This window comes from Desulfitobacterium sp. PCE1, assembly GCF_000384015.1.
In the GTDB taxonomy this organism is placed as follows: Bacteria; Bacillota; Desulfitobacteriia; order Desulfitobacteriales; family Desulfitobacteriaceae; genus Desulfitobacterium; species Desulfitobacterium dehalogenans.
Genome location: NZ_KB913023.1, coordinates 81,049 through 106,430 on the forward strand (window position 1 = coordinate 81,049; position 25,382 = coordinate 106,430).

At 46.7% G+C, this 25,382-nt stretch carries 28 protein-coding genes and 1 pseudogene; 22 read left to right on the top strand and 7 right to left on the bottom strand.

Annotated features, from left to right (window positions below; translation table 11 throughout):
- Positions 1–38 precede the first annotated feature (38 nt).
- From glmU to DESPCE1_RS0100410, 6 genes are all read left to right on the top strand, one after another.
- A complete protein-coding gene (gene glmU, locus DESPCE1_RS0100385; RefSeq protein WP_019849120.1) occupies positions 39–1,400 on the top strand; it encodes a bifunctional UDP-N-acetylglucosamine diphosphorylase/glucosamine-1-phosphate N-acetyltransferase GlmU in 1,362 nt (453 codons plus the stop codon).
- A gap of 14 nt (positions 1,401–1,414) precedes the next feature.
- A complete protein-coding gene (locus DESPCE1_RS0100390) occupies positions 1,415–2,356 on the top strand; it encodes a ribose-phosphate pyrophosphokinase (protein WP_014792076.1) in 942 nt (313 codons plus the stop codon).
- A 496-nt stretch (positions 2,357–2,852) separates the two neighbouring features.
- Positions 2,853–3,050, top strand: coding sequence for a hypothetical protein (locus DESPCE1_RS0100395; protein WP_014792077.1), 198 nt, complete (start codon positions 2,853–2,855; stop codon positions 3,048–3,050).
- 5 nt (positions 3,051–3,055) lie between these two features.
- On the top strand, positions 3,056–4,012 hold the full coding sequence (locus DESPCE1_RS0100400) for a polyprenyl synthetase family protein (RefSeq protein WP_014792078.1): 957 nt from the start codon (positions 3,056–3,058) through the stop codon (positions 4,010–4,012).
- A complete protein-coding gene (locus DESPCE1_RS0100405; RefSeq protein WP_019849121.1) occupies positions 3,993–6,347 on the top strand; it encodes an ATP-binding protein in 2,355 nt (784 codons plus the stop codon). Before DESPCE1_RS0100400 ends, DESPCE1_RS0100405 begins: the two co-directional genes overlap by 20 nt.
- Before the next feature lie 52 nt (positions 6,348–6,399).
- On the top strand, positions 6,400–7,086 hold the full coding sequence (locus tag DESPCE1_RS0100410; protein WP_019849122.1) for a response regulator transcription factor: 687 nt from the start codon (positions 6,400–6,402) through the stop codon (positions 7,084–7,086).
- A gap of 220 nt (positions 7,087–7,306) precedes the next feature.
- Here the strand turns inward: DESPCE1_RS0100410 and DESPCE1_RS0100415 are convergent, their stop codons facing one another.
- On the bottom strand, positions 7,307–7,702 hold the full coding sequence (locus tag DESPCE1_RS0100415; RefSeq protein ID WP_014792081.1) for a LytTR family DNA-binding domain-containing protein: 396 nt from the start codon (positions 7,700–7,702) through the stop codon (positions 7,307–7,309).
- Positions 7,703–7,761: 59 nt separating this feature from the next.
- Positions 7,762–8,130, bottom strand: coding sequence for a helix-turn-helix transcriptional regulator (locus DESPCE1_RS0100420; protein WP_019849123.1), 369 nt, complete (start codon positions 8,128–8,130; stop codon positions 7,762–7,764).
- Positions 8,131–8,402: 272 nt separating this feature from the next.
- Between DESPCE1_RS0100420 and DESPCE1_RS0100425 the strand changes: the two genes are divergently transcribed.
- On the top strand, positions 8,403–8,612 hold the full coding sequence (locus DESPCE1_RS0100425; protein WP_014792083.1) for a helix-turn-helix transcriptional regulator: 210 nt from the start codon (positions 8,403–8,405) through the stop codon (positions 8,610–8,612).
- 104 nt (positions 8,613–8,716) lie between these two features.
- Here DESPCE1_RS0100425 and DESPCE1_RS0100430 read toward each other — a convergent pair whose 3' ends face one another.
- From DESPCE1_RS0100430 to DESPCE1_RS0100445, 4 genes are all read right to left on the bottom strand, one after another.
- A complete protein-coding gene (locus tag DESPCE1_RS0100430) occupies positions 8,717–8,956 on the bottom strand; it encodes a DUF2922 domain-containing protein (RefSeq protein ID WP_014792084.1) in 240 nt (79 codons plus the stop codon).
- Between the two features lie 37 nt (positions 8,957–8,993).
- On the bottom strand, positions 8,994–9,221 hold the full coding sequence (locus tag DESPCE1_RS0100435) for a DUF1659 domain-containing protein (protein ID WP_014792085.1): 228 nt from the start codon (positions 9,219–9,221) through the stop codon (positions 8,994–8,996).
- 84 nt (positions 9,222–9,305) lie between these two features.
- Positions 9,306–10,100: a DUF3102 domain-containing protein gene (locus DESPCE1_RS0100440; RefSeq protein ID WP_028305410.1), complete on the bottom strand. Its 795-nt coding sequence runs from the start codon at positions 10,098–10,100 to the stop codon at positions 9,306–9,308.
- A 217-nt stretch (positions 10,101–10,317) separates the two neighbouring features.
- Complete coding sequence (locus tag DESPCE1_RS0100445) at positions 10,318–11,193, bottom strand: PRC-barrel domain-containing protein (RefSeq protein ID WP_019849125.1); 876 nt, start codon at positions 11,191–11,193, stop codon at positions 10,318–10,320.
- Positions 11,194–11,292: 99 nt separating this feature from the next.
- Here DESPCE1_RS0100445 and pth point away from each other — a divergent pair, with 99 nt between their 5' ends.
- Positions 11,293–11,850, top strand: coding sequence for an aminoacyl-tRNA hydrolase (gene pth, locus DESPCE1_RS0100450; protein WP_014792088.1), 558 nt, complete (start codon positions 11,293–11,295; stop codon positions 11,848–11,850).
- Positions 11,851–11,989: 139 nt separating this feature from the next.
- Positions 11,990–12,141 (top strand): annotated as a pseudogene (locus tag DESPCE1_RS23540) (Uma2 family endonuclease); the annotation flags it as partial.
- 94 nt (positions 12,142–12,235) lie between these two features.
- On the opposite strand, the gene DESPCE1_RS0100460 reads toward DESPCE1_RS23540, so the two are convergent.
- Positions 12,236–12,688, bottom strand: a complete 453-nt coding sequence (locus DESPCE1_RS0100460; RefSeq protein ID WP_019849127.1) for a YtoQ family protein — start codon at positions 12,686–12,688, stop codon at positions 12,236–12,238.
- 309 nt (positions 12,689–12,997) lie between these two features.
- Here DESPCE1_RS0100460 and DESPCE1_RS0100465 point away from each other — a divergent pair, with 309 nt between their 5' ends.
- From DESPCE1_RS0100465 to DESPCE1_RS0100530, 13 genes are all read left to right on the top strand, one after another.
- Positions 12,998–13,987, top strand: coding sequence for a substrate-binding domain-containing protein (locus DESPCE1_RS0100465; RefSeq protein ID WP_028305411.1), 990 nt, complete (start codon positions 12,998–13,000; stop codon positions 13,985–13,987).
- Between the two features lie 77 nt (positions 13,988–14,064).
- Positions 14,065–14,241 (top strand): hypothetical protein, encoded by a 177-nt coding sequence (locus DESPCE1_RS23080; RefSeq protein WP_019849129.1) that lies wholly within the window; start codon positions 14,065–14,067, stop codon positions 14,239–14,241.
- Positions 14,242–14,393: 152 nt separating this feature from the next.
- Positions 14,394–17,987, top strand: coding sequence for a transcription-repair coupling factor (gene mfd, locus DESPCE1_RS0100475; protein ID WP_033422374.1), 3,594 nt, complete (start codon positions 14,394–14,396; stop codon positions 17,985–17,987).
- 36 nt (positions 17,988–18,023) lie between these two features.
- Positions 18,024–18,974: a peptidylprolyl isomerase gene (locus tag DESPCE1_RS0100480; protein WP_019849131.1), complete on the top strand. Its 951-nt coding sequence runs from the start codon at positions 18,024–18,026 to the stop codon at positions 18,972–18,974.
- Positions 18,975–19,284: 310 nt separating this feature from the next.
- The gene (gene spoVT, locus DESPCE1_RS0100485) at positions 19,285–19,827 is read left to right on the top strand and encodes a stage V sporulation protein T (protein ID WP_014792094.1); all 543 of its coding nucleotides are present in this window, start codon (positions 19,285–19,287) and stop codon (positions 19,825–19,827) included.
- Between the two features lie 132 nt (positions 19,828–19,959).
- Positions 19,960–21,441 (top strand): nucleoside triphosphate pyrophosphohydrolase, encoded by a 1,482-nt coding sequence (mazG, locus tag DESPCE1_RS0100490; RefSeq protein WP_019849132.1) that lies wholly within the window; start codon positions 19,960–19,962, stop codon positions 21,439–21,441.
- Positions 21,442–21,498: 57 nt separating this feature from the next.
- Positions 21,499–21,774 (top strand): HU family DNA-binding protein, encoded by a 276-nt coding sequence (locus DESPCE1_RS0100495; protein WP_005814866.1) that lies wholly within the window; start codon positions 21,499–21,501, stop codon positions 21,772–21,774.
- A 204-nt stretch (positions 21,775–21,978) separates the two neighbouring features.
- A complete protein-coding gene (locus DESPCE1_RS0100500; RefSeq protein ID WP_014792096.1) occupies positions 21,979–22,251 on the top strand; it encodes an RNA-binding S4 domain-containing protein in 273 nt (90 codons plus the stop codon).
- A 971-nt stretch (positions 22,252–23,222) separates the two neighbouring features.
- Positions 23,223–23,492 (top strand): sporulation protein YabP, encoded by a 270-nt coding sequence (yabP, locus tag DESPCE1_RS0100510; RefSeq protein WP_014792097.1) that lies wholly within the window; start codon positions 23,223–23,225, stop codon positions 23,490–23,492.
- A 75-nt stretch (positions 23,493–23,567) separates the two neighbouring features.
- Positions 23,568–24,056, top strand: coding sequence for a spore cortex biosynthesis protein YabQ (yabQ, locus tag DESPCE1_RS0100515; protein ID WP_019849134.1), 489 nt, complete (start codon positions 23,568–23,570; stop codon positions 24,054–24,056).
- Positions 24,057–24,235: 179 nt separating this feature from the next.
- Positions 24,236–24,475, top strand: a complete 240-nt coding sequence (locus DESPCE1_RS0100520) for a sigma factor-like helix-turn-helix DNA-binding protein (RefSeq protein WP_014792099.1) — start codon at positions 24,236–24,238, stop codon at positions 24,473–24,475.
- A complete protein-coding gene (locus tag DESPCE1_RS0100525; RefSeq protein ID WP_019849135.1) occupies positions 24,459–24,770 on the top strand; it encodes a septum formation initiator family protein in 312 nt (103 codons plus the stop codon). Before DESPCE1_RS0100520 ends, DESPCE1_RS0100525 begins: the two co-directional genes overlap by 17 nt.
- A 123-nt stretch (positions 24,771–24,893) precedes the next feature.
- Entirely contained in the window at positions 24,894–25,280 is a 387-nt protein-coding gene (locus DESPCE1_RS0100530; RefSeq protein ID WP_014792101.1) for a S1 RNA-binding domain-containing protein, read from the top strand.
- The last annotated feature ends 102 nt before the right edge of the window (positions 25,281–25,382 follow it).

Consider the following 25,382-nt stretch of genomic DNA (forward strand, 5'->3'; position numbering starts at 1 on the left):
ATATTAATCAGGGTAAACTATTGATGGAGGCGAAGTTTATGCCACATTGGGCTGCGGTGATTATGGCTGCAGGCAAAGGTACCCGAATGAAGTCCAAATTGCCTAAGGTCATGCATACACTTGCCGGAAAACCCATGCTTCAACATGTTTTGGATTGTGTTCGCTCCGTGGAGATTCCCCGTTCTATGGTTATTCTAGGTCATGGCAGAGAACAGATAGAGGCCACTTTGGATGACCGGACTGAAGTGGTTGTTCAAGAGGAACAATGTGGAACGGGACATGCTATTATGCAAGCAATACCTCATTGCCATGAGGTTGATCATATTATTGTTTTAAGTGGAGACCAGCCCCTCATCCGGCCGGAGACCCTCAAACAATTGGTAAAGATTCATACTGAAAATAATGCGGCAGCTACTCTTTTAACGGCCTGCTTTGAGAATCCTTACGGATTAGGGCGGATTCTTAAAGAGGGAGATAAGTTTTTGCGTGTGGTGGAGGAGAAGGATGCCACTCCTGAGGAACGGCTGATTAAAGAGATTAATACGGGAACCTATTGCTTTAATGTTGCCAAGCTTAGGGATGCCCTAAAGAACATAACTCCCAAGAACGCTCAAGGAGAGTATTATTTAACCGATGTTTTCTCTGTTTTTCATACTCAAGGGGAAGTCATCCGTACCTACTGCACTGAGGATGTCCATGAAGCGCTGGGGATAAACAGCCGGGCCCAGTTGGCGGCAGCCGAGGATGTGGTTCGCCAGCGGATTCTGTCCTATTGGATGGAGGAAGGGGTGACCATCATCGACCCTCACTCCACTTTTATCGAAGCCGAGGTAGTGCTTCAACCGGATGTGGTACTTCAGCCCTTTACTATTCTTCAGGGCAGGACTCTGGTGGCGGAGGATGCAGTCATTGGTCCCAGTACGACCTTAAAGGATTGCACTGTGGGAGTAGGATCAGAGGTATCTCATACCGTGGGCAATCAAGCCGTTATCGGCAGCCATTGCACCATTGGCCCCTATGCTTACCTGCGTCCGGGTACGGTTCTTCAGGATAAGGTTAAAGTGGGAGACTTCGTAGAGATTAAAAACAGCCAGATCGGTGAAGGGTCAAAAATTCCTCATCTTAGTTATGTAGGAGATTCCCAAGTGGGGAAATCTGTGAATATAGGGGCAGGAACCATTACCTGTAATTATGATGGGGTCAATAAATATAAAACGATTATCAGGGATAAGGCTTTTCTGGGAAGCAATACTAATCTTGTAGCTCCGGTGGAAATCGGTGAAGGTGCTGTGACAGGAGCGGGATCCACTATCTCCAAGGATGTACCGGCCCACACCTTAGCCGTAGAGCGCAGTACTCAAAAGAATATCGAAAATTGGGTTCGAAATAAGAAAAAGTAGGGGGATATTTTGGAATGTCTGTCAAGGAGTTGAAAATCTTTTGCGGCAATGCCAACCGAGCATTAGCGGAAGAAATCGTTGATTATCTGGGGGTTCCTCTGGGAGAAGCTAAAGTAAAACGCTTTAAGGACGGGGAAATTACCATCGCCATTGATGAAAGCGTCCGGGGGGCGGATGTCTTTGTGGTTCAGCCCACCTGTAATCCGACCAATGATAATATCATGGAACTCTTGATCATGATTGATGCCCTGAAAAGAGCGTCGGCTCGCCGCATCACTCCAGTTATCCCTTATTACGGATATGCTCGTCAAGAACGGAAATCCAAGGCCCGGGATCCGATCACTGCCAAGCTCATGGCTAATCTGATTACCACTGCAGGTGCCGACCGGGTCGTAACCATGGATCTCCATGCCCCGGCCATTCAAGGTTTCTTTGATATTCCGGTAGACCATCTCCCTGGTGTTCCCATCCTGGCTGAGTACTTTAAGAGCAAGGAATTGGAGAATGTAGTGGTTGTTTCTCCGGACCATGGAGGGGTACAACGGGCTCGCAATCTGGCAGAACGCATCGGAGCGCCTTTGGCCATCATCGACAAGCGTCGTCCGGAACCCAATGTTTCAGAGATTATGAACGTTATCGGCGATATTCAAGGCAAGCATGTGATTATGATCGATGATATCATCGACACAGCAGGGACCATCACTCAAGGCGCCCAAGTCCTGATGGATCGCGGTGCGTTGGAGGTCTACGCTTGCTGTACTCACCCTGTCTTATCGGGACCGGCCTTTGAACGCCTGGAGAAATCCGTCATCAAAGAAGTGGTCATTACCAATACCATTCCTGTTCATCCGGAAAACATGATCCCCAAGATTAAAACCCTCTCGGTGGCTCCTTTATTGGGAGCGGCCATCGTGCGTATTCATGAGGACCTTTCTGTAAGCAAGCTGTTCAGTTAGTCTCTGTTCTCTGGGGCGGAAAGGCCGTGAATGTCAGGGAGAGTTGATATTTTAGATAAAAAAATCAGAAGTGAGGGACAAAGCCCTTCCTTCTGATTTTTTTTGCGTGGATTATATCTATCAAAGCTCTCACTTGGTTTTCCTCTATTTTAATAACAGGGATGGATTGATAATAACACCCACCGATCCCACATTGTGTACCAAGGGGCCCACGACAAGTCCGAGATGCCTTAACATAGTCAAAAGAGTAAGAGCAGGAAGAGAGAAAAAGAATAGTTCTCTTTTTTCATCCTCGAAAAATGTTATCAGTAAAGTTTTCGGGAATCGGCAATTGAGCCAAAGCAAATTACGACACAATAAACTAAATTTCGATAGAGGAAAAATAAGTAAAATAGAGAAGTACAGTGAGTATAGGATCAAGCTGAAGGACATCTTTGTAATTAAGCGACACTGTGGAAAACTGTAGGTTACGTTTTAATCAGAAAGGGGTTTTAAGATGAATTATGCAGCTATCGCGAATTTGGTCCATGAATCTGTCAAAAATCCCACGCGTTTGGTAACGCAAGATGAAAAGTCGGACGAAAGCAAAATAAAGCCTGGCGAATTTTCTGTTATTCAAAATGTATTTTCCCGGCATGAAGTATCCGGGGGCACTGTAGCGATTGGACCCACTCCTCTAGATTTGTGGTGGTAAATTTGATGAACCTTCAGCTTGACCAGATTTTTTTAAAAGAAATCGATAGTACTTTGACAAAAGTTCGGCTGGGTGCGGAAATGGATCGAATGATCCGCGCATGCCTCAATGCCGACAGCCCTACGGGGGAATTGTTTCGCTGGGCCCATTTAACGCGTATGAGTTGTGAATGTGCGGGCGGGGAGTTGGAAGCTGTGCTGCCGGGTGCCATTGGGATGGAGTTTTTTGCTCTGGCCTTGGATATTTTCGATGACGTGCAGGACCAGGATAATGAGCATATGCCCTGGCGCCAGCTTCCGGACGCTCAGGCCATCAATCTGGCCATCTGCCTGCTCATGCTCAGTGATGAGGCCATTTCCGTCATCCCGGACAACAGGATGCTTCGAGAAGTTGCGGCAACCTTACACTGTACAGGAATACGCGCCAGCCATGGGCAATTTCAGGAGTTTTTATTTGATGGCCGGCAACAGGTGTCTTTTGAGCAATATTTTGAGATGGCGGAACAAAAGGCCGGAAGTTTGGCTGCCTGTGCCTGTAGAATCGGAGCCGTCTTAGGTGGTGCAGAAGAAACGGTGGTCCATTCATTGGAACAGTTTGGGATAAGCCTTGGGATCCTGAATCAAATCAAAAACGATTTAAATGATTTCCTGGATTTTTCCAGAAAAAAAGATTTTGTGAATAATAAAAAAACCCTGCCCTATGTTTACCTGTTAAATACCCTTAAAGATGAAACCGCCGAGCGGTTTAAAGAGCTGACGCAAGGGGGTAGCGAAGGATCGCACGGGTTCGGGGATAAAGAAAGGGAATATGTCAGGCAGCTGGCTGCTGAAGAAGGCGTTTCGCAATACTGTACCGTGATGTTTGAAATCTATTGCCAAAAAGCGAGGGAAATTTTGGAGGGAATTCCTGTTCCCGAAAAGTATAAGGAGAACATGAAAGAACTTGTTGGAGAAAGTGTTTAAACGGCAAATTTATTATATTGCCAGTATTGTCTTTATTGTGTTGGGGTTGGGATATTTTGCTGCTTGTCTGACCCAACCCTTCATAGGTCTCGGGCTTAAGAACATCAATGGACAATGGCTGGTGACAACCGCTAATCCTTATGGCGAGGGGTACCGGTCAGGTATCCAGGTGGGGGACGAAATCCTGAAAATCAACGGGGTGAATGCCGGTGGACACCGTTCTGTCCACAAATGGGAAGAGGCAGAAGGGGCTTCAACGGTTGAGTTTCGGAAACCGGATGAACTGACGGCCCAAACGGTTACTATATCCAAACAACCTGCTCTGTTGATGGTATTTAGCGAAGCCCCTCTGGTCATCCTGGGGTTTACTTTTTGGTTTTTAGGGTTTATGACCTGGTACAAGCGTCCTTTTTTGGAACAGGCGCGCACCTTATTTTGGATGAATTGGATAATTGGCCTGGCGATTGTCTTAGCACACGCTTCCAGCCGTTGTTTATTATTGGCTAAAGAATTGGAGAGCATCACGTTTTCGTTGGTCCCTGTGTTCCTTATTGCTTTTATTTCAGTTTTTCCTGCCTATAATCAAAATAAAATAAATAAAATCAGCTACAAAATTACAATCATCCTATTCCTGACTATTCTTGGCTTATTATTCCTGCATTCTTTGGGTATTGTTCATCTCGTTAGCTTAATAAGAAGATTAATGTTATTCAATATGATCATCGGCATTCTTTCTACGCTTTGGAATCTTGGATTACTCATAAAGCTGCCCAAAGATCATCCCAAAAAGAATGAAGTCGGTATTATCCTATTAGGGATTGGGATCGGCTTTTTACCGTTCGTATTATTGACCGCGTTTCCAATCATTTTAAATTTTGAACAATTGCTTTATACCCAAGTGAGTTCCTTGTTCGTAGCTGCTGTCCCAGTCTCTTTATACTATATAATTGTCAACAAATATTTGCCAGACAGCCGCCGGCTTTATGAAACAGCCCTTTCTTATATCGGTGCGGCAGCTATCCTGAGCCTGGTTGTTTTCCTGGCGCTTTTTTTCCTGCAAATCGTGCCCACGATCTATTTTGAAATCTATTCGGCTTTGCTGCTTTTCACATTACTGTCTATTCTTTGCTTTCATTTAATCCGGATTGGCATCAACAGGCTCTGGGAAAGAAGCCGCTTTTCCCAAGACAAACAAGCTTTCAAGCAGAAGATGGCTGCCCTGAATGAAAATCTCTCCTCTCTTTTGGCCGAGGATAGGATATTGGATGAGCTGATTAATAGCCTGGGCATTGACGGGATTTTTATGATTATGGAGAATGCACAGATCGGCTGTCTGAAAAAAGCGGCGGGACGTTTTAAGGAGAATCCCAGGGAATTGGAGATGCTGGAGAACTTTTTTTATCAGAATCAAAGGCTTGATCTGGAAGCCAAAATGCTGCCCGACGACTGCCCGGCCGGGATTTATGTCCCATTTATTGCCCAAGACTCTACCTGCGGAATTTTCTTTGGCCGGCGTTCTTCTCGCATCAAATTTGAGCAATCGGAATTGCCTTTTCTTACCCTGCTGGCCGGTCAGTTGCAGTATCAGATCATTATGTCGCTGGTGATCGGCGAGCTGACCAAAGAAATACATTTCCTGACCAAAAGTTCCGGGCGTTCACAGCGAAGAAAAATGGAGCTCCAGGGAATCACCAACGCGTTGTTCCGTAAGGATGAGCAAAAAAGGAAACTCCTCACCGACGAAATCTGCGCCGGTCCCTTGCAGTGGAGCATGGACCTGAGCCGGTGGCTGAAATACCTGAAAACGGAATGCCCCGCCGACGACAAGACGCTGAAGGTGATTTCTTATCTGCAGGAACGAGCGGAGGATCTGAATTATGAACTCAATGGTATTGTCAATGCTTGGGGCCCCCCGATTCTAACCCACCTGGGATTGGTTCCTGCAGTCCAATGGCTGTGTCAGAAAATCATGACAGAAGAATTGTCCCTGATTTCTCTGAAAATTAGCGGACTGGACCATCAAAGCCGGCTTAAAGAGGATGTGGAAGTCACCGCCTATCGTTTTTTACAGGAAGGGATCATGAACTCGGTGCGGCACTCCGGCTCCAATATGCAAACAGTTCACATAGCCCTGAACGAAACCGGGCTTGAATTGACAGTAAGTGATTCCGGCCGGGGCTTTGACGCCGACCAGATAGAAAGCTGGTTATTGACAGGGACTCACTTCGGCCTGGCTGAAATGAAGGAGCGCATTGATAGCCTGGATGGGGAACTTCAGATCATTTCGGGAATAAACCGCGGAACAACGCTTAAGGCGCTTATCCCAGTTTTATAATGTGAAAACCCACATCGGGACCCCAAATATGGATGAAGGCGCGTGAGATAGGATGTCCATTCATTGGGAAAAATCAAAAGAGACAGAAGAACAGGTACATTTGCTCATCGTGGACAGTCACCGGCCTTTTGCGGAAGGGACCAGGGCGTTGCTGTCTTTTGAACCGCGCATAGTGACCATCGGAATTGCCGGGGATAAAAATTCGTGTCTGAATTTTCTCTGTGATTCCGTGCCGGATGTTGTTTTATTGGATTTTTATCTTCCGGATATCGGCGGACTAGACTTAATGGATAAAATAAAAGCGGCCCACCCTGATCTAAAGGTTATTCTGATGGTGGAACAAAGCCAGGAGGGCTATGTTCTGGCGGCAAGCCGGAAAGGAGCCGAAGGGCTGTTGTTGAAAACCTGTGCCGTTGAGGAAATGATACAGGCTGTCTTAAGTGTGTCTAAAGGGGGTGTATATTTTTCTCCAAGCCTGTCGGCGTTTCCCAAAGTTGAAATAGATTTCAATGATTTGTATTTCCCTGTGAAGCCTGCCGAAGTTCTTAAAAGGCTGTTAACGCCTCGAGAAAAAGAAATTATGTGCCTTTTAACAAAGGGTCTCCATAACAGAGAGATTGCCGCAGCTTTAGGGATAACCGTCCGGGCGGCTCATCTTCAGGTGAAGATTATCCTTCTCAAATTTGGGGTCAACACACGTCTGGAAGCCGTCTTATCTTGGGCTTATGTTGACGGGTAATTTTAAACTGTCCGCACCGGTCGGGCTGTTCATTCGGGGCTTAAGATCAGATTTTCCCCGTGAATATGAAAAATATAGAAGTTGTTGTTGCTTAATAATGAAGACAAAGGTAATAAAAAGTGCGTTTCCAAATTACGGAAGCGCACTTTATCATTTTCAGTATGTTAAAAGTTATAATCGGCCTTCTACGGCGGAATCTATAAATGGCACCCAAATGCAACTACCAGGAATTCCCTAGTGGTTTGCTGTCGCTTATTACCTTATCCAGGATGGCGTAGATATCTTCCATGTTGATCGGCTTCTCCAGGATTCTCAGCGGTGAGGCCTCCGCGAACTGTGGGTGAGCCCCAGATCCGGTGCAAAACACGATCTGACAGACCGTGTCATACTCCCGGATGCGCAGCGCTGTTTCCGCGCCGGAGAGCTTTTTCATACACTGGTCCAGGAAAATCAGATCGAAACGGATTTGCTCTTTCTCTGCTTGCCTTAGTAGCTCTTCGCCGCTCCCAAACTGGTGGATTTGAAACCGCACATTCCTCCCGGCTTCGTATTCCCTGATTATCTCCTCCAGTATCCGGCGCAGAAGCGGGATGTCGTCACATAGAGCGATTTTCATAAGGCGAATTCTCCTTGTCTACATCTATTTCACCCCGCGCTTGCGGGGCTTTGTTTGCATTATTCCGGGCGTTCAGGCGGCTGAGCCTCTTGGGACTGAAGAGAGGACAGGATTCGTCGCAATTCAATCATAGTGCTGTAAATGACATGCAGTTCATGCAGGGAACAGCTATTCAGGCTGCGTTCAATTTTACGCTGCAGCTCCCGCCCCTCCATCCGCTCAGGAAAGAATACGGCATCCACGGAGAAATTGAGGAACCTGGCCAGCTTATACAGGACATCGACCGAAGGTTTCCGGCTGCCGGCTTCGAGCTGTTTCATATGGACAGTGGCAATATCCACCCGCTCGGCCAGTTCTTCCTGGGTTAAGTTGTTTTCTAAGCGGGCATTCTTGATGGCCCCGCCCAGCCTTTTGGGATTCAGCTCCATTTCCTCAAGCCTCCCCTATAGTAATCTTAAAGAATCCGCAGCGGATTGAACATCAGCGGAAAGAATACTGTGGGGGATTCTGTGAGAATACTAAGGCAGTATTTGAATAACGCTAAGAGAAATATAATGACTGTTAAGGTAATCATAACATGGAAGTTACTTCTATTCTACATTAATTTACCGCTGAGGTTATATTGATGCGTAAATGTACTTTTTTATTACGCTTGCTGATAAAATCAAGCCAAAAGACAAAGATATTGGAGTGTGTTCCCATGGTTAGAATCAAACTGTCCGAACTGCTCGGGAAACATAAAATGAATCAGAAGACGTTGTCAGCACTCACCGGAATCAGGCCTGCAACTTTATCCAAGATGTATTACGAAGAAACCAAAAGAATTGAGATTGAGCAGATTGATAAGATTTGTGCTGTGTTTGACTGTAAGATAGAGGATTTACTTGAATATGTGCCGGATGGAAAATGAACGCACGCCGGCAGGTATTTGTTTGAATGAATAAAAAAGGGTTCGGTTAACAAGCCCCAAGCCAAACGAAGCTGCCAGCAAAATCCGCCGGCAGCTTCGCTGTTCTAAGCCTGTTGCGGATCAAACAGGTCGTTTGTCGTGGTGTCAATTACTTTGACATCACGAACGCCTGTAAGAGTACCCGCAGGCGAAACAAAAATATTTCGGCTGATCACCGTGTTCATAGCCTCCAGCACTTCGGACGGATTCAAATCCGACCGAGGATCGGCCAGGGTAATGGAGGCCGTACCGCCACCGGTTGTGCCGAACGTCAGCCGGAGTACACGGTTGGTTGAAATGGGCATGGGCTAACCTCCCTCCCATATCGTATTTTCCTCCAGACTACCCCTCATCAACAAGGTCAAACTCTTTCCGCAGGACCACATCCAGTGCCGGATGTTCGGTTAAACTGAACAGGGCATGGGCTACGTCATAAATGTCTTGTTCAGCCGCGTTAAACCGTACATTGCCCAATGTTTTTTTTCGGATGATCGGAACCCCGGTCGGAGAAAGCCCAGTTTGAAAAGAGACCACCATTGCCGCCCTTAAAGGCAGTGAATTTACGGGCATTCTTCCCGCCTCCCTTCTTCGAAACTTGACGGTTATGCCGTCCGTACAGTCTATGCTTCCGGGTGGACAGGGGTGACAAGTTCATCACCATTCATAGGTGGAGTACCTTTCAATCCCCGCCATATTTGATCCGGCAACAGGGGGCCAGTCTTTAAGCCTTTCCACCATATAGGCGGCCAGTTGGCCGGCGTCCTGGCTGCATTTTTCCTTGACCTGTGGATCAAGCCTGGATAGCTGGCCCAGTGCGGTCAGCAGTTCCTGGAAGGTGTCGGCGATGGTTTTACAGCAAGCGGTGCATTTTTCTTCATAGTTCACGATAAGGGAGGGGGAGGGGGCGGTTTCCCGGCTGCTTCCCCTCCGGGGATTGATGGTTTTGCTGACGTATTGGATTTGGATATCTTCCGGAATTTTGGGCATGGACTGGGCTTGCGGCTCAGCTTGGGGTTGCGCTTTCGCCGGAGCGACCTCGCTCTGTTCTTTGACAGCCTGATTTAATTGCCGGGACGTCATATTTGCAACATCATTCTGCGCTACAAATTCCTCGCGCTCTTCTTCAGGGAGGCCCAGGAGCAGAACCGCCTGAGTGTAGGTCAAATTTCCAAGCGCTTGGAAATTTGGGTCCTCTTCAGAGGGGTTGAGGAGCAGGTATCCATACTCTTCATATAGACGCATCAGGTTTGCAGCTGTGCTCTTGGAATAATTGACCGACTCCTTAAGCCACTTCAGCCATTCCCCATGTTTGAGCAATTCCTTGGCTTCTTTCAGACGGCGGCCCACCTCGATAGCATTCTTCAGCAGCATTTTTCTGGACTCCAGGTTAATCGCGTTAATTTCCGCCGCGATGACAGGGGGCGTGCGTTCGGTGTTTGGAGCATTCATTTTGCCGGCCCGTCCTTTCATTTGTCAATCTACCTATAAGATATGTAGACGGGCTCTGGATGGTGAAGGCAAGGCCACCATGAGACAATGAGGATATTAATGCGCTCAATAGTACACTCCCCTTATAGATTAGTGTACTTTGAGTACACTAGCTATAAGGGGAGTGATCTATTTCCTTATTATTGGGGTTATATAGTTGCTTTTTTGCATCAGCCCATTATCCCACAGGTTCTTTTGTCGAAGGGGCTTCAGCCACTTGGCTCTGCTCCGGGTTAACTTCGGGAGATTGCTCAGCAGGAAAAGCATCTGGAGACTCCGGAGAAGGTTCATCCAAAATGGCTACATCGACTTGCTGGTTGTTGGGAGGGGACAGGATATCCTCATCCTTTGAGGCTGGAGGATCCTGCATGGGGTTCACGCTTTCAGCTTCTATGTTCTTTCCTTTACCTTTGTGTTTTCCCTTGGTATGGTGCTTAGATAGGTCCTTATTTTTATTCTTACTAAGCATTTTTCCAAAAGCCTGGCCCGTTCCGGAGGCAAGGCTGGAGGTGGAGCGGAAAACGGATTTAAAGGTATCATTGATTCCTTTATCGGCTATCATGAGGCTGGTTTCGCAGCCTTTTTGAGCCACGATAACATCCTGACCGATGGTGACTACATAATCAGCATCGAGGATGGCCTTGCCACTGAAGAACCCTTCTATTTTTCCGCCGGAGATCTCCATCTGAGTGATCTTGCCTGTATCCGGGTCCACATAAAACTCTTCCACAACGCCAAGAGTTTTACCACTTTGCGTAATGACCCGGGTGCCGATGATGGTCAATTTTTCCTTGATGAGGCTTAAGATCTCGGGTAAGCTGGCGGACTTTTCCACATAGGAGCCTTTGTCAATGGTAATGGCATCCGCCCCTACGCTAACGACTTTAGCATAGGGAATAATGCGTTGGTCTTTGAAAAATCCCTTGGGATCAATGACCAAGGCAGCCAGGGCTTTGGACTGAGAGTCTATGACCAGGCTTTTCACATATCCAATATGCTGTCCTTCGCTTAGGGAGACGATCGGTAAGGATAAAAACTGTTTACTTGGTTTCAATCGTAATACCCCCTTTATTTCCTGTGCAAAAACACATAAATCTGCTATCATCAATGTATTCACGGGATGTCTGCAATATGCTTAGAGGAGTGGAGTTTCATGAAGCTCATAGCAGGTCTGGGCAATCCAGGAGGACAGTATGCGGAGACCCGGCATAATGCCGGATTTCTCCTCCTGGATTGCTTAGCTGAAGAATTAAAACTGGATTTTCGCCCCAAGTTTCAAGGCTTGGTGGCAGAGACAATGATGGGAGGAGAGAAGGTCTATCTTCTCAAGCCTCAGACTTTTATGAATTTAAGCGGCCGCTCCATTCGGGAGTTGGCTCAATTCTATAAGATTACCCCAAAGGATATTATAGTGGTCTACGATGATATGGATCTTCCTCTAGGGCGTCTGCGGCTAAGAAGCTCGGGAAGTGCCGGCGGCCATAACGGCATCAAATCCACCATTGCTGAACTGGGAACAGAGGGGTTTTGGAGGCTTAAAGTGGGCATTGGTAGACCCCCTGCCGGCTGGGATTCTGCCCGTTATGTGCTGGCTTCCTTTACTAAAGAGGAGATCCCCGTCCTGGAAGAGAGCCTGGATAAGGGGATGAAGGCGGTAGCCCTGTGGGCCAAAGGAGATGGGGATAAGGCCATGAATTTGTATAATAGGTGAAATTCATAAGAAAATTCGGTATAATGTGGATATCAATTCGGGCTGCATGAGCAGCATCACCAAAGGCTCATGTTGAGTCTATGTGAAGGATTTTTTCCGGAGTAGAGTAGAAAATTATAATAAGGAGTGGACTGATTAAATGCCACTGCCACAAGAGAAGGAAGCTATACCTACGCCGATTATCTTTCTTGGCTTGAAGATGAACGCTGGGAGATCATTGACGGCACAGCATATAGGCAGGCGGCGCCATCTCCTGTTCACCAAGAGATATTAGTTGGTCTATTGGCTCAGGTTCCTAGACTCAGTTTGCTATGGAGTTTTTAAAAATAAAAGCTCGTGTCAGAGAACTTGCAGTTCTTTAACACGAGCTTTTTATAGTTAGGAATTAGGCTTTTGTCTCAAAAATGTAGGAAAGTACCTTTATCGCTTGATCGATGGTTTCAACCGTTACGTTGGCTTTTTGGGAAAGCTCTTTTAATGGGTGGTGAAGTGCTTCGGGACGAATAATAATAAGGGGTTTATTCAGCGCAATGGCGGTACTGGCATCCATTGCTGTATTCCATTGCCGATATTTGTTCTCTCCGAAAAGAGCAATAATCAGATCGGATTTTCCTAAGAGAACCTGTGTTCTTAAGTTGTTAATCTTTGAAGCGGCCTCATCACGAAAAACAGCATTGGGTTGAGTTCCGAGAACTTGCTCACCGACACTATCTGAATAGTCATGATCCTGCATGGGACCTACAAATTCAATAGGCAAATCAAGTGCAGCAGCCTTTTCTTTAAGCTCTTCACGCCATTGTGTGTGGATTTCACCAGCTAGGTAAACGACAAGGTTCATTTGATTGCACCCCCAAGGTAATAATGTTTTCCTATTCAATTTAGCTTACTTAAGCTAGGAAGTAAAGTTCATGAAGTTTTTCCAGGACTTATCTGGAGTAAATCATGGGGAATTGAGGCTGCGATTTTCCCTCGCTTCTGAGGGATCACCATGAATCTTCCAAAAGAGGAGGATAACAGATCATTGCTGCAGAATTCAACTGGAAAAGTTGAGTTCAACGCTCAATCATTTGGTGTTTGTGGCTACCCAGACAAGACTTCGGGGCGAGGCTTTGCCGATGTCCGCCGGAGTAAGAAATTGGAGGTTCGTATGAAAAGACAGTTTTTGATCCTTATAGTTATAACAGCTGTGCTTCTGAGCGGTTGCACCCATCAGGAAAGGGCTGTATCTGGTCATCCGGTGCCGACACAGGAAGTGAGACCGGACAATGTCTATAACACCATGAGTGAAACAGCTGCTCAATATGGCATTACCCATGAGAACTACCCCCGCATCGATGGCTCGACTTCCACTCAAGGAATCGCCATGGCTATCAATCGGGCCATGTATCGTTACTCGGAAAACGATAATAGGCCGGAGGATGTCTCAAAGACGGTGCCCTCCTATAAACGCCTAATCGCCGGAGAAGTAGATCTGATTATTGTGCCTTACGCTTCTTCGGAGGTCCTGGCTTTAGCTCAAAAATCCGGAGTGGAATTGGAATTCTACCCTGTGGCTGCGGAAGCCCTCATCTTTATTACACCGGTGGAGAACACTACAGATAGTATCACAGGGGACCAGGTACGAACCATTTATCTTGATTATGGAATAAAAAATTGGTCTGAGCTGGGAGGACCGAATAAGGAATTGATCCCCATTTGTCGGAATGCCGACAGCGGCAGTCAATCTCAGCTGGATAACCTGATTTTATATGATCAGCCTATGCACCCTAATATCCAAAAGAACTATGTTGAGCTGACTATGGAGGGAATGCTCGAATTGGTAGCTTTTTATCATAACGGGGGTTTGAATAGCAAGCCCACCGACAGCTATGCCTTAGGTTATACCTTGTATACCTATCTCCAGAATATGAATGAAGTGACGGGAGTCGGTTCGCGATTGAAAATCCTCTCCTTTGAAGGAGTAAAGCCTACGGAAGAGAATATTGCCAAGGGTTCTTATTCCTTGGCCGACGGGTATTATGCCGTGGTGAGAAAGGATTTGCCTGAAGGACATAGTGCCAGAGGGGCCATAAAATGGCTGCAATCGGATGAAGGAGCCGCCGCTGTAAGGGACCGGGGGTTTATTCCTTTAAAGTGAGTTACAAAGGAGGGCCTCCAATGGGATGAATAACCCTGCACCTCTCAGGCAAACCTATTCCTGGGAGGTGTCTTTTTATGCTGGTGATGAGGGTTTGTCAGGTCTGTGATCAAGTCTTAGGGGAGATGGAGCTGGATGACTTGACCTCTGAGCGTCCCGACTCTATAATAAATATCATTGGGAATGTGGCCTATGCCCTTTGCCCAGACTGTATGAGTGAATTGGAAGTTGGAGAGTACCGCCGATTAAATTAGGCGTTGCAAGCAAGCTTTACCGCTTTTCTTTAGGGTGAAATTTCCCTATTCTCCGCCTTGTCCACACTTGCACTTGTATATGTTCCCCTAACCTTTACAGTTCTTTCGATATCTGAATAATTACATTAGATTATGCTTAAAACTAGGCTACAATGGGGGTCCCCTTGGCGGACGTTCATGTTTTTGTGTTGCCTGAAAGGAAGGATTTTTTGAAAACCCTCAGCCACTATCTGCGTTTAGGCTTCGATATTGAGGCAGTGGACAAGGCGATTTCCTATAAGGAATGGCCGCAAATGATCTATAACTTAACAGGAAGTCAGAAGCCTGCCTTTGCAGCCCAGCTTCTTAAAAGGGGAAAACCGGGTTTGGTTATTACCTATTCGGAGGAGCTTGCGCAAAAATGGGTCAATGATTTGCGTTCCTGGCTTCCGGAGGAAGATGTGCTCTATTTTCCGGCCTCGGAGTGGCTGCCTTTTGAAGTGCTTGGAAAAAGCCGGGAAACCACCATTGAGAGAATTCGGGTTCTGAATCGTTTGGCACAGGATAATCGCTGTACGGTGGTCGTACCGGTACTGGCGGTGAATCAGCGGAGTTTTTCCCCCAGCCGCTGGCAGGAGTACATACTGGAGTTAAAGGAAGGGACATCCTATGACTTGAAGGACCTTGCTCAGAAGCTGATCACAGCAGGTTATGAGCGGCTGGATGTAGTGGACGGCAAAGGCCAATTCGCTATTCGGGGGGGGATCATGGATATTGCTCCCTTGGATGGGGAACCTTTACGGATAGAGTTTTTTGATGATGAAGTGGACTCCATCCGGGTCTTTGATCTCGAGACACAAAAATCCACCGAGACTTTAAAAAGTATTAAAATTGCCCCTGCCTTGGAGGTAGTGATTCGTCCTGAGGAATTTGAAAAGCTGGGCTGGGAGGTTCGGGCTCAAGCCAGAAAACAAGCCGGACGATTAAGTCGTAGCGGCCGCTCCGATGTGGCCGAGCAGGTTATGAAACAAGCTCAGAGGATTGAAGAAAGGCTGAAGACGGGTAGAGTAGATGAAAGCATCTATCCTTATTTAAGCCTCCTTTCGGAGCCCTTGGAGCCTTTTTTCTCCTTGCTTTCCCAGGATCGCTATGTGATTTTGGATGAACCCTTACGACTGAAAGAACAGCTCGAATTCCAACAGAAGGAAAGGCTTGAGGAATATACTCAGGCTTTGGCCAAAGGTGAGGAATTCTATAGCCCTGAGGATCAATTCGTAAGCTATGAACAATTATTGAACTATGGGGAAGAGCATCCTTTTGTTTTAATCTCCACCTTACCCAGGCAAATTCCCGGGGTTGCTCCAAAACGGATCTTCAACTTAAATGCCCGGCCTTTGACGGGATTTATGGGGAAAACCGGAATTTTGGTGGATGAGATTGAGCATTGGCAAAAATCCGGCCATATTGTGACTCTCTTTGTCGGGGATGAGGAGCATGCGGATCGGATGCTGCAAGGCTTAAGGGACCGAGGGGCTCTGGCCAAGAAACATGAACTCAACGAGCCGGTTCAGGAGGGTGGGGTCTATGTCTATCCTTCCTCTATTGATCAAGGGTTTGAACTCCCCTTAAGCAAGCTGATTGTATTGAGTGAGGCGGAGATTTATAAACGGGAGCGTAAAGCTCCGATGAAACGAAGAAAGACCTCTGAGAAGACGGGGCAAAGGCTGCAATTTTCGGATCTTAAGTCGGGAGATTTTGTGGTCCATGTTCATCATGGGATTGGTCAATTTATTGGCATTGAGCGGATTTCCGTAGGGGGAGTGGATAAGGACTATTTTTCCGTAAAATATGCAGGTCAGGATAAGCTCTATGTTCCTCTGGATCAGCTTAACCTTTTGCAAAAATATCTAGGAAGTGATGCCGAGACCCTGCCCAAGCTTTATAAGCTGGGGGGCTCCGAATGGAAAAAGGTCAAATCCAAGGCGAAAAGTGCTATTAAGGAAATGGCCTTCGATTTGGTTAAACTTTATGCCCAACGGGAGGCTACCAAGGGTTACGCCTTTTCCCCCGATAATGTTTGGCAGCAGGAATTTGAGGAAAAGTTCCCCTATCAGGAGACTCCGGATCAAATGCAATGCATCATCGAGGTTAAGCAGGATATGATGCGTCAGCGTCCTATGGATCGCTTGCTCTGCGGAGATGTGGGATATGGGAAGACTGAGGTGGCCTTGCGAGCGGCCTTCAAAGCGGTTATGGACAGCAGGCAGGTGGCGGTCCTGGTTCCTACCACCATCCTTGCTCAGCAGCATTTTAACACCTTTCAGGAGCGCTTTATGGGCTATCCCGTGAGCATCCAGATGCTGAGCCGCTTTCGTTCCGCCAAGGAGCAGAAGCTGATTCTTCAGGGTTTAAAGGAAGGATCCATAGATATCGTGGTGGGGACCCATAAGTTGGTCGCGGATTCGGTTAAGTTCAAGGAATTGGGACTCTTGATCGTCGATGAAGAGCAGCGGTTTGGGGTTGCCCATAAAGAGAAGTTAAAAACTCTAAAAACCAATGTGGATGTCTTGACTCTGTCGGCCACCCCTATTCCACGGACCTTGCATATGTCCTTGGTAGGGGTTCGGGATCTCAGTGTTATCGAGACCCCGCCGGAGGATCGTTTTCCCGTCCAGACCTATGTGGCAGAATTCCGGCCGGATGTGGTGAGGGAAGCCATTCGCCGGGAGATCCAGCGGGGCGGTCAGGTCTTTTTTGTCCATAACCGTGTGGAAGATATGGAGCAGGTGGTTCATTTCCTCAGTCAGCTGGTACCGGAGGCGCGCTATGGAATCGCCCATGGGCAGATGAGTGAAAAAGAACTGGAGCAGGAGATGCTGGCTTTCCTGGAGCATGAAAGCGATGTCCTGGTGTGTACCACCATCATTGAGACGGGCTTGGATATGCCTAATGTCAATACTCTGATTATTGATGAAGCGGATCGCCTTGGTCTGGGGCAGCTTTATCAGCTGCGGGGACGGGTAGGACGCTCCAATCGGAGAGCTTATTCCTACTTTTTATATAAACCCCAGAAGGTTTTGACAGAAGTAGCTGAAAAACGCCTGGCAGCCATACGGGAATTTACCGAGTTTGGCTCCGGTCTTAAAATTGCCATGCGGGATCTGGAGATCCGCGGGGCAGGGAATTTGATTGGAGCTCAACAGCACGGTCATTTGGCTGCCTTAGGATTTGAACTTTATAGTCAGATGCTTAAGGAAGCCGTCCAAGAGATTAAGGGTGAGAAGGTGGAGGAAAAAATCGAGACCAGTATCGAGGTTCAGGTGGATGCCTATCTGCCGGATATCTATATTGGGGAGCGTCAGCTCAAAGCAGCCCTCTACCAGCGGATGGTCTCCATTGATAATGAAGAGGATCTCAGTCTGATGATCGATGAATTGATCGACCGCTTCGGTACCCCGCCACGGGAAGTGGAGAACCTCTTGAAGATCGTTCGGATTAAATGGATTGCCTCAAGGATGAAGATCGAACAGATCCAGCAGGTCAAGCAGCAGGTTGTGTTCCGCTTTGCGGCCGACCCGGGCATATCCGGGGAAATGCTGATGACCATGGCGACCCAATCTCCCTATCCGGTTTCTTTTGGAACCACAGGAAATGGCAATCTTGAGATTAAAGTCCGTCTGCGCTCTGTGGTTCAAGAGGAGATTTTAGAGGCTATTCACAAAACGTTAATGGTATTTAATGGTATTGCGTCAAAATCCGCATCCTGATATAATTGCTTTTAACGGATGAAAGGGTGTGTAATAATGAGGAGTTTCCGGAATGGAATAATTGCAGCGTTGCTGGTTTCTACTTTAATCTTAGCTGGATGTTCTTCTGCAGGTGGGAATCAGTGGGTTGCCAAAGTAAATGGGGAAACCATCACAGAGCAGGACTTTGCAGCTCGAGTCTCCAATGTGCAAAAGACTTATGAAGGCATGGGAATGGACTTTAGCACCGAACAAGGCAAAGAGGCGTTAGAAGAAGTGAAAAGCCAGATTCTTGAAGCGATGATTGCTTCGCGGCTTGTCATACAGGAAGCTCAAAGACTTAATTTGGACCCCAATGATCCATCGATCTTGGAGCAGGAAAAAAATATTATTCAAATGGTTGGGGATGAAACTCAATATCAAGAATGGCTTAAACAACAGGCCATGACGGAAGATGAAGTGAGGAGTTACTTTGCTTTATCCGCTGAAATAACCAAAGATGTGACGGTAACCAAAGAACAAGAGAAAACCTTCTTTGACAATAACCAAGAGCTTTACGGCGGTAAGGGAGAAGAGGTTCAAGCTCGTCACATCCTGGTGCCGACGGAAGATGAAGCCAAAGCCATTATCAAACAACTGGATGGCGGAGCGGATTTCGCAGAGTTGGCTAAAGAAAAGTCCACCGATACCGGATCCCAAAGCTCCGGCGGATATTTGGGATCTTTTGGCAAGGGAAGAATGGTTCCCGAGTTTGAGGCAGTTGCTTTTGCTCAAGAGGTAGGTACCTATACGAAAACACCCGTTAAGTCCGAGTTTGGCTATCATATTATTTTAGTCGAAGATCACAAGGCTGCTACCAAAGCGGATTATGAAGCTGTGAAGGATCAAGTGGCGGAAGATGCTTTAGCGGATGCCAAGGCTCAGAAATTTGAAAGTTATTTCTCCGAGCTGCAGACCAAGGCAGAGGCCAATATCGAGTACTCAGAGAAATATAAACCGGCGTCTTAAAGGATAAGGATTCTCAACAAGATGAATGGTTGACGACTCATGAAGATATATTTAGAAAGAAGAGATTCTTTTTAAGTATATCTTTTTTTCACTCCCTAAACTTTCCTCATCCAATTTAGTAACTTCATGGAAAAAAATGAATAATAGAGAATCACCAGATATATACTATCTATGAAGTTAAAGACAACGCAAAATTTTCCACAGGCAGGACAGTTGTCGGATTAACTCAAGCTTTAGTGTGGTCTTGCTGTGTCTGTAACGGCCCCATACTAGGTGGCTCGTAGTGACTTATAAGGAGGGAAGAGCGTACATGAAAGCAACAGGCATCGTAAGAAGAATTGATGATCTTGGTCGTGTTGTTATTCCAAAGGAAATACGTCGGACACTTCGCATTCGTGAGGGAGATCCTTTAGAGATCTTCGTAGATCGGGAAGGGGAAGTGATCCTTAAGAAGTACTCTCCCATTGGTGAGTTGGGTGACTTCGCCAAGGAATATGCGGATTCTCTTTATGAGGCAACCGGTCATATCGCATGTATCGCCGATCGGGATGTGATTATCGCTGTCTCGGGTGCTTCCAAGAAAGAATACTTAAATAAGCCCATCTGGACCAGCATAGAGCAAGCTATGGCTGAACGGAAGACCATGCAGCTTAAAGCTGGTGAAGGTAAGCCGGATGAAGAGGAAGAACATGGTAAGCTGACGAACCAAGTGATAGCTCCGGTCATTGCTGAAGGTGATCCCATTGGGGCAGTGATTCTGATGTCTAAGGACCCGAATGTGAAGATGGGTGAGTTGGAATTAAAATTAGTGGAGACAGCTGCTGGTTTTCTAGCCAAGCAAATGGAACAATAATGGTTTACAGAGATTGGAGCGGCAGCAGGCCGCTTCAATTTTTTTTATGATAACCATCTCACCCTCTTCTTAATGAATTTTTATTAAGGGATAAGGATGTGATACACTAGAGGAAGTCTAGGAGGGATGTCGATGAGTAATGTATTGCATGTGGTGGGCTTGGGACCGGCAGGACTGGAATCCATGACCCTTGGTGATTATCGGATGCTTAAGCAGGCCCAGCGAATTTTTTTCCGGACGGTCAACCACCCCTGTGCTCAGGATTTGCTTGCAGAAGGGCTTCAAGTGGAATCCTTTGACTATCTTTATGAGCAGGAGAATTCCTTTGAGAGGGTCTATGAGGAGATTGTCAACCGTTTGGAGAAGGAGTGTGAGAGATACCCTGAAGTAGTGTATGGGGTTCCGGGTCATCCTACGGTAGCCGAACGCAGCGTTGTGCTTTTGGTGGACAAACTGTCGAAACGCTTTCAGGTTAAGGTGCATCCGGCCTTGAGCTTTCTCGATCCCCTTTTCTCGGCGATACCTATGGATCCTGTGGAAGGTTTTTTGCTGCGCAATTATGATGCCCTTAAAGGAAGCGGGATTACCGGTAAGGAATGGCTGATTGTACCCCAGGTTTATGATGGTCTTATTGCTTCAGAGGTGAAGCTGGATTTAATGGATATCTATCCGGATGAGGTTGAACTCTATGTAGTTCAGGCTCTGGGGACAAAAATGCAAAAGGTTTTAAAATGTCCCTTGTATCAGTTGGATCATCAGAAATTTGACCACTTAACCACGGTAGTTGTCCCTCCTTATGATGAGGGTATTTCGATGACCAAGCTTTTGGAGGTCATGAGTACCCTGCGGGGTCCGGGGGGATGCCCCTGGGATGCCGAGCAGACTCATGATTCTCTCAAACCCTATCTTATCGAGGAAAGCTACGAGGTTCTTGAGGCTATTGAGGCCCGGGATATGTATAATTTGGCTGAAGAGTTGGGAGACTTATTATTACAAGTAGTATTCCATGCTCAAGTGGCTCAGGAGGCGGGAGAATTCCAATTTCGAGATGTTCTCAAGAGCATCATTGAGAAGATGATTCGCCGCCATCCCCATGTCTTCGGTGATGTCCGGGTAAAGAACTCTGCCGAGGTTCTCAGCAATTGGGATCAGATTAAAAAAGAGGAAAAGGGGGAACATGCTGAAGAAGGATTATTTAATTTTCCTAAGGGTCTGCCTGCTTTGATGTTGGCGGTGAAGACTCAAAAGAAAGTGGCTAAATTCGGCTTTGACTGGCCGGATGTTAACGGCCCCTTAGCCAAGGTCTATGAGGAATTAAGGGAATTAGAAGAGGCCATGGCGGAACAAAAAGGAATCCAGGAGGAATTCGGAGATATACTCTTTGCTCTTGTTAATTTGTCCCGATTCATAAAGTGTGACCCGGAAGATTCTTTGCGCAAAACGATCCGAAAATTTCAATTGCGCTTCCTGGAAATGAAGAAATTAGCGGCTCATGCAGGAGAAAAACTAGGAGATTTAACTCTCCAAGAGATGGATCATTATTGGGAAATGGCCAAAAGCAAAGAAAAAAACAAAGAGATTGGTAACAATCCAGAAATAAAAGCAGGAGTTTGAATATTTATCGCGAAAATATAACGCTGAAACTCAATACATATTTGGGAGGGAATCGTTTTGAATAAGGCTGATTTAGTGGCTGCTGTTGCAGAAAAAGCCGAAGTATCCAAGAAGGACGCTGAAAAGGCAGTCAACGCTGTATTTGCTTCAATCGAAGAAGCATTGGCAAAAAACGAGAAGGTTCAATTAGTTGGTTTTGGTACTTTTGAAGTGAAAGATCGCGCAGAGCGTACCGGCAGAAATCCTCAAACCAAAGAAGCTATTGTTATTCCAGCTTCTAAGGTTCCTGGATTTAAAGCAGGAAAAGCTTTAAAAGACGCTGTCCAACAATAAATCTTTTGAGAAATAAATCAGGTCCGTCAGGGCCTGATTTTTCTCACTGTCAGAAAGTATAAGCTTGCGCTATATACTTTCTAAGTATAAGTGCAACCAGCGACTTCGCCTCATTTGCAAGCATGCGTTTAATGCTCGGCGAAGCCGGGTTTTCTTTACTATAGACCGCTGGGTCGAGATAACACGACATTTGAGGGGATTACCATGCGAATTGATAAATATTTAAAAGTTTCCCGGTTGATTAAACGCAGAACGGTGGCTAAAGACATCTGTGAAGGAGAAAAAATCCGGCTTAATGGTCGGATTGCCAAGCCGTCGGCGGAGGTTAAGCCAGGGGATATCGTGACCCTTGAGATGGCGCGCCATCTTCTGGAGGTGCGGGTTCTTTCCACGCCCAACAGTGCCAAGGCTAATGAGGCTCATTTGCTTTATGAGGTGCTGAAGGATGAAAAGCGTGGGGAGCAGGGGGATATCTGAAGCAACCGGCCATGCTGAGTGCCGGCAGAGGATGAAAGCTTTTGCTCGGGTCGCGTAGCTTTACGCACAACGAACCTTCGGGCGTGAGCTCCTGAAACCCTCCACCGGAGGCTTTCTTCATCGGAGCTCACGTACTCAATAGCTCCAGGGCTGGTCAACTCGCTTTCTTAACAGCTACGCCAAACCCCGCTGCTTTCTGCATGTGAACCGGTGGCTGCGCTACGTTAAGAAAGCCTCGTTGACCCGACCGCCCCTCCGCTAAAAGCCATTCGCTTTTGTGCGTAAAGCTACGCTTGCGGGTCTTTTTCAACTTTCCCTTGGTGTCCTGGGGCCTTTGTAAGGTCCTTCTTAAGGTAACCGACCATGCCGCTCAAGCGGCGTCGGTAAAGACGGAAAAAGCGGCTCGGGTCAGGCGGCTTGCCCCACATTTCCCATAACGCCCCGCTCGCTCAAGCCTGAAAGGCAGCCCAAGGATTTTGCTTTCAGGCAGAGAACGCATTCTAAGCGAGCGGGTAAGCAATCTTCGCGAAAAGACTGCAGCGGAGTCGGGTTGGAAACAGGACGTTTCCAACCGGCCATTGAGAACAAGTGCGAAAGCAGTGCTTTCGAGGAGCCGATTTGGCCACGAAACCCGGGCGAGGGTTTCGCCCAAGCCGCCAATGCCACAGAGACTACTTAGCGGCGCAGGTGTACCCGACGGAGCGGAGGTCTTGAGCGATTAGATTGCTCCGCGCAGCTTATGGAGTGAACGCCGAAAGCAAAATCCTGGAGAATCAGCTTTCAGGTCTCTTTCAGAGCAGCCCTAAGGGCGCTGTATATTCAGTGACCGGCTATAAACGAGGTTAGTTTCTCATTTTCGGATGAAGGGAGAGACTGGCCTTGTTTTTTTGTATTGCTCTAAATATGGCATAAATTAGCCCTTCCAGGAATATGGTTTAAGAAGAAAAATGGAAAAAGGAGGGCTGGGAGGAATGGAAAAAAATCCATCCAATCACCGGCTGACCATGGATAATCGGCAATTCCTTTCATTAACCGGGGTGTCTAAAGTGCAATCCTTTGATCCGAAGGAAATATTGTTGGAGACCATTCAAGGGGTACTGAGCATCAAAGGGGATAAATTAGGGATTAAACATCTGGATCTCAAAGCCGGACAAGTGGAGGTGGAGGGCCAGATCGATGCTTTGGTGTATCCCCGCAATTCAGGATCGAGACAAAATGCTTGGGCTAAAATCTTCCGCTGATTGCCTAGGTAGACATGCCTGAGGGCGATTGGATAGGGAAGGAGAGGGGGGAGAAAGATTTCTGACTTTGAAGCCTTGATTTGGGTCGTTGCAGCCGGTGCGGCAGTGGGCTTTGTTTTTGATTTTTATCGCTCCTTGGGTAAATGGCTGAGGTGGGGAAAAATAACAACAATGGTCGGAGATTTGATCTTCTCTGTTGTGGCACTGTTCCTTCTTTTTAAATTCTTTCTCAGGGCCAATCATTTGGATTTTCGGTTTTATATTGTGTGGGGAAGTGTATTGGGGTTGTTTCTGTATACACGAATCCTCAGCAAGATAATTCTTTGGTTGTTTTTTAAATGCTACCGATTCATAGAAGGGTGTGCCTGGCTTATTCTGCAGGTGCTGAAGTTTCCCTTTAAGATACTGGCTGTACTCATGGTCCCTCCCTATGCTGTTTTACGGTGGTTCAGTCTATTGATTTTTCGTATAGCGGAGGCATTCTTTGGAGAACCCATAGCGAAAACCCGCAAAAAAATGATAAGTCTCCGGGATCGTCTCTTTCCGCCTAGGACTAATGGGTAAAATTAACAGAAGAGGATTGATTAAAGGGGTGGGCATCTGTATAATAGAAGATGTCCACAGTTTGTAGTGTCTTTGTCCGCAGTTTGTCCATGTTTTGTCCACAAGTTAAGCACAACTTGTGGATAACTTGTGGGAATGGATATAGAGATGACATAATTTGCATAAGACAGGTGTATGTTGTGCATTTAGAAATTCGGGGTTTGGAGAAGCTGAGCTTTAGGGAACGTCAAGCCGTTATCTTAAAGGAAAGCGGAAAGTCTCAGGAACAGATTGCCAAGAAATTGCATCTCAGTCCCAGCTCCGTAGCAACCTTGCTTAATCGGGCTAAGGGGAAGGGCTATGAGATTGTGTGTATTATTCCGGAGGCTGAATTAGGTCTAGGAGGGTTTGATTTTGACGAAGATGAATCCGACAATTAAAGAGTCCCGCCCCAAGACCAGAAAGCGCCGTTTCCGGCCTCTATCCGCGCTTGTTGTCTTGTTTGCCTTTTTTGTATTATTGAGCTCTGCTTATCAGCTTTACGAACTCCGTAAAGAAGTTAATCAGAGCGTTGCCCAGCTTAATCAGGAGAAGGAGAATTTACTTCAGCAACAAAAACTCCTTGAGGAAGAAATTCTGCGATTGAACACCCCCAGTTATATCGAACAGCTGGCAAGGGAGCAATTAGGTTTAGTCCGTAAGGGTGAGATTCGTATTGCACCTAAAATGGAATAAAATACCCCAGGGTTTTGTATAAAATGTAAAGCTGTTCAGGACTTGTTATCTTGACAGTCCTCTCAGCAGACAGATATAATAAAAATAATGACTTAAATCATCACAAGGAGGAGTTTGCTTCGTATGGCCATTGCGGTTGGCACTATAGTTGAGGGTGTAGTAACGGGAATTACCAATTTCGGTGCTTTTGTGGAATTACCCGAGAAAGTCACAGGCCTCGTGCACATCTCAGAAGTTGCAGATGCATATGTTAAAGATGTTAGGGATTATTTGAAGGAACAAGATCGTGTTAAGGTCAAAGTCATCCATGTGGATGAAAAAGGGAAAATTGGACTATCGATTAAACAGGCTAACCCGAGCCCAAGAAATACGACACGGGAACGTCGCCAGCCAACCGTATCCTTTGAAGACAAACTAGCCAAGTTTATTAAGGATAGCGATGAACGGCAGCTGGAATTCCGTCGTGCCACTGAATCAAAGCGCGGGGGAAGAGGATCAAGCCGATACTAGAAGCTTGAGGTGCTATAGAATAAATGACCGCTGAAAGGCGGTCTTTTTAGCATCCTTCGCTCTGTTAAGCAGGACTAGACCGTCATTACGGTGTCATGCTGA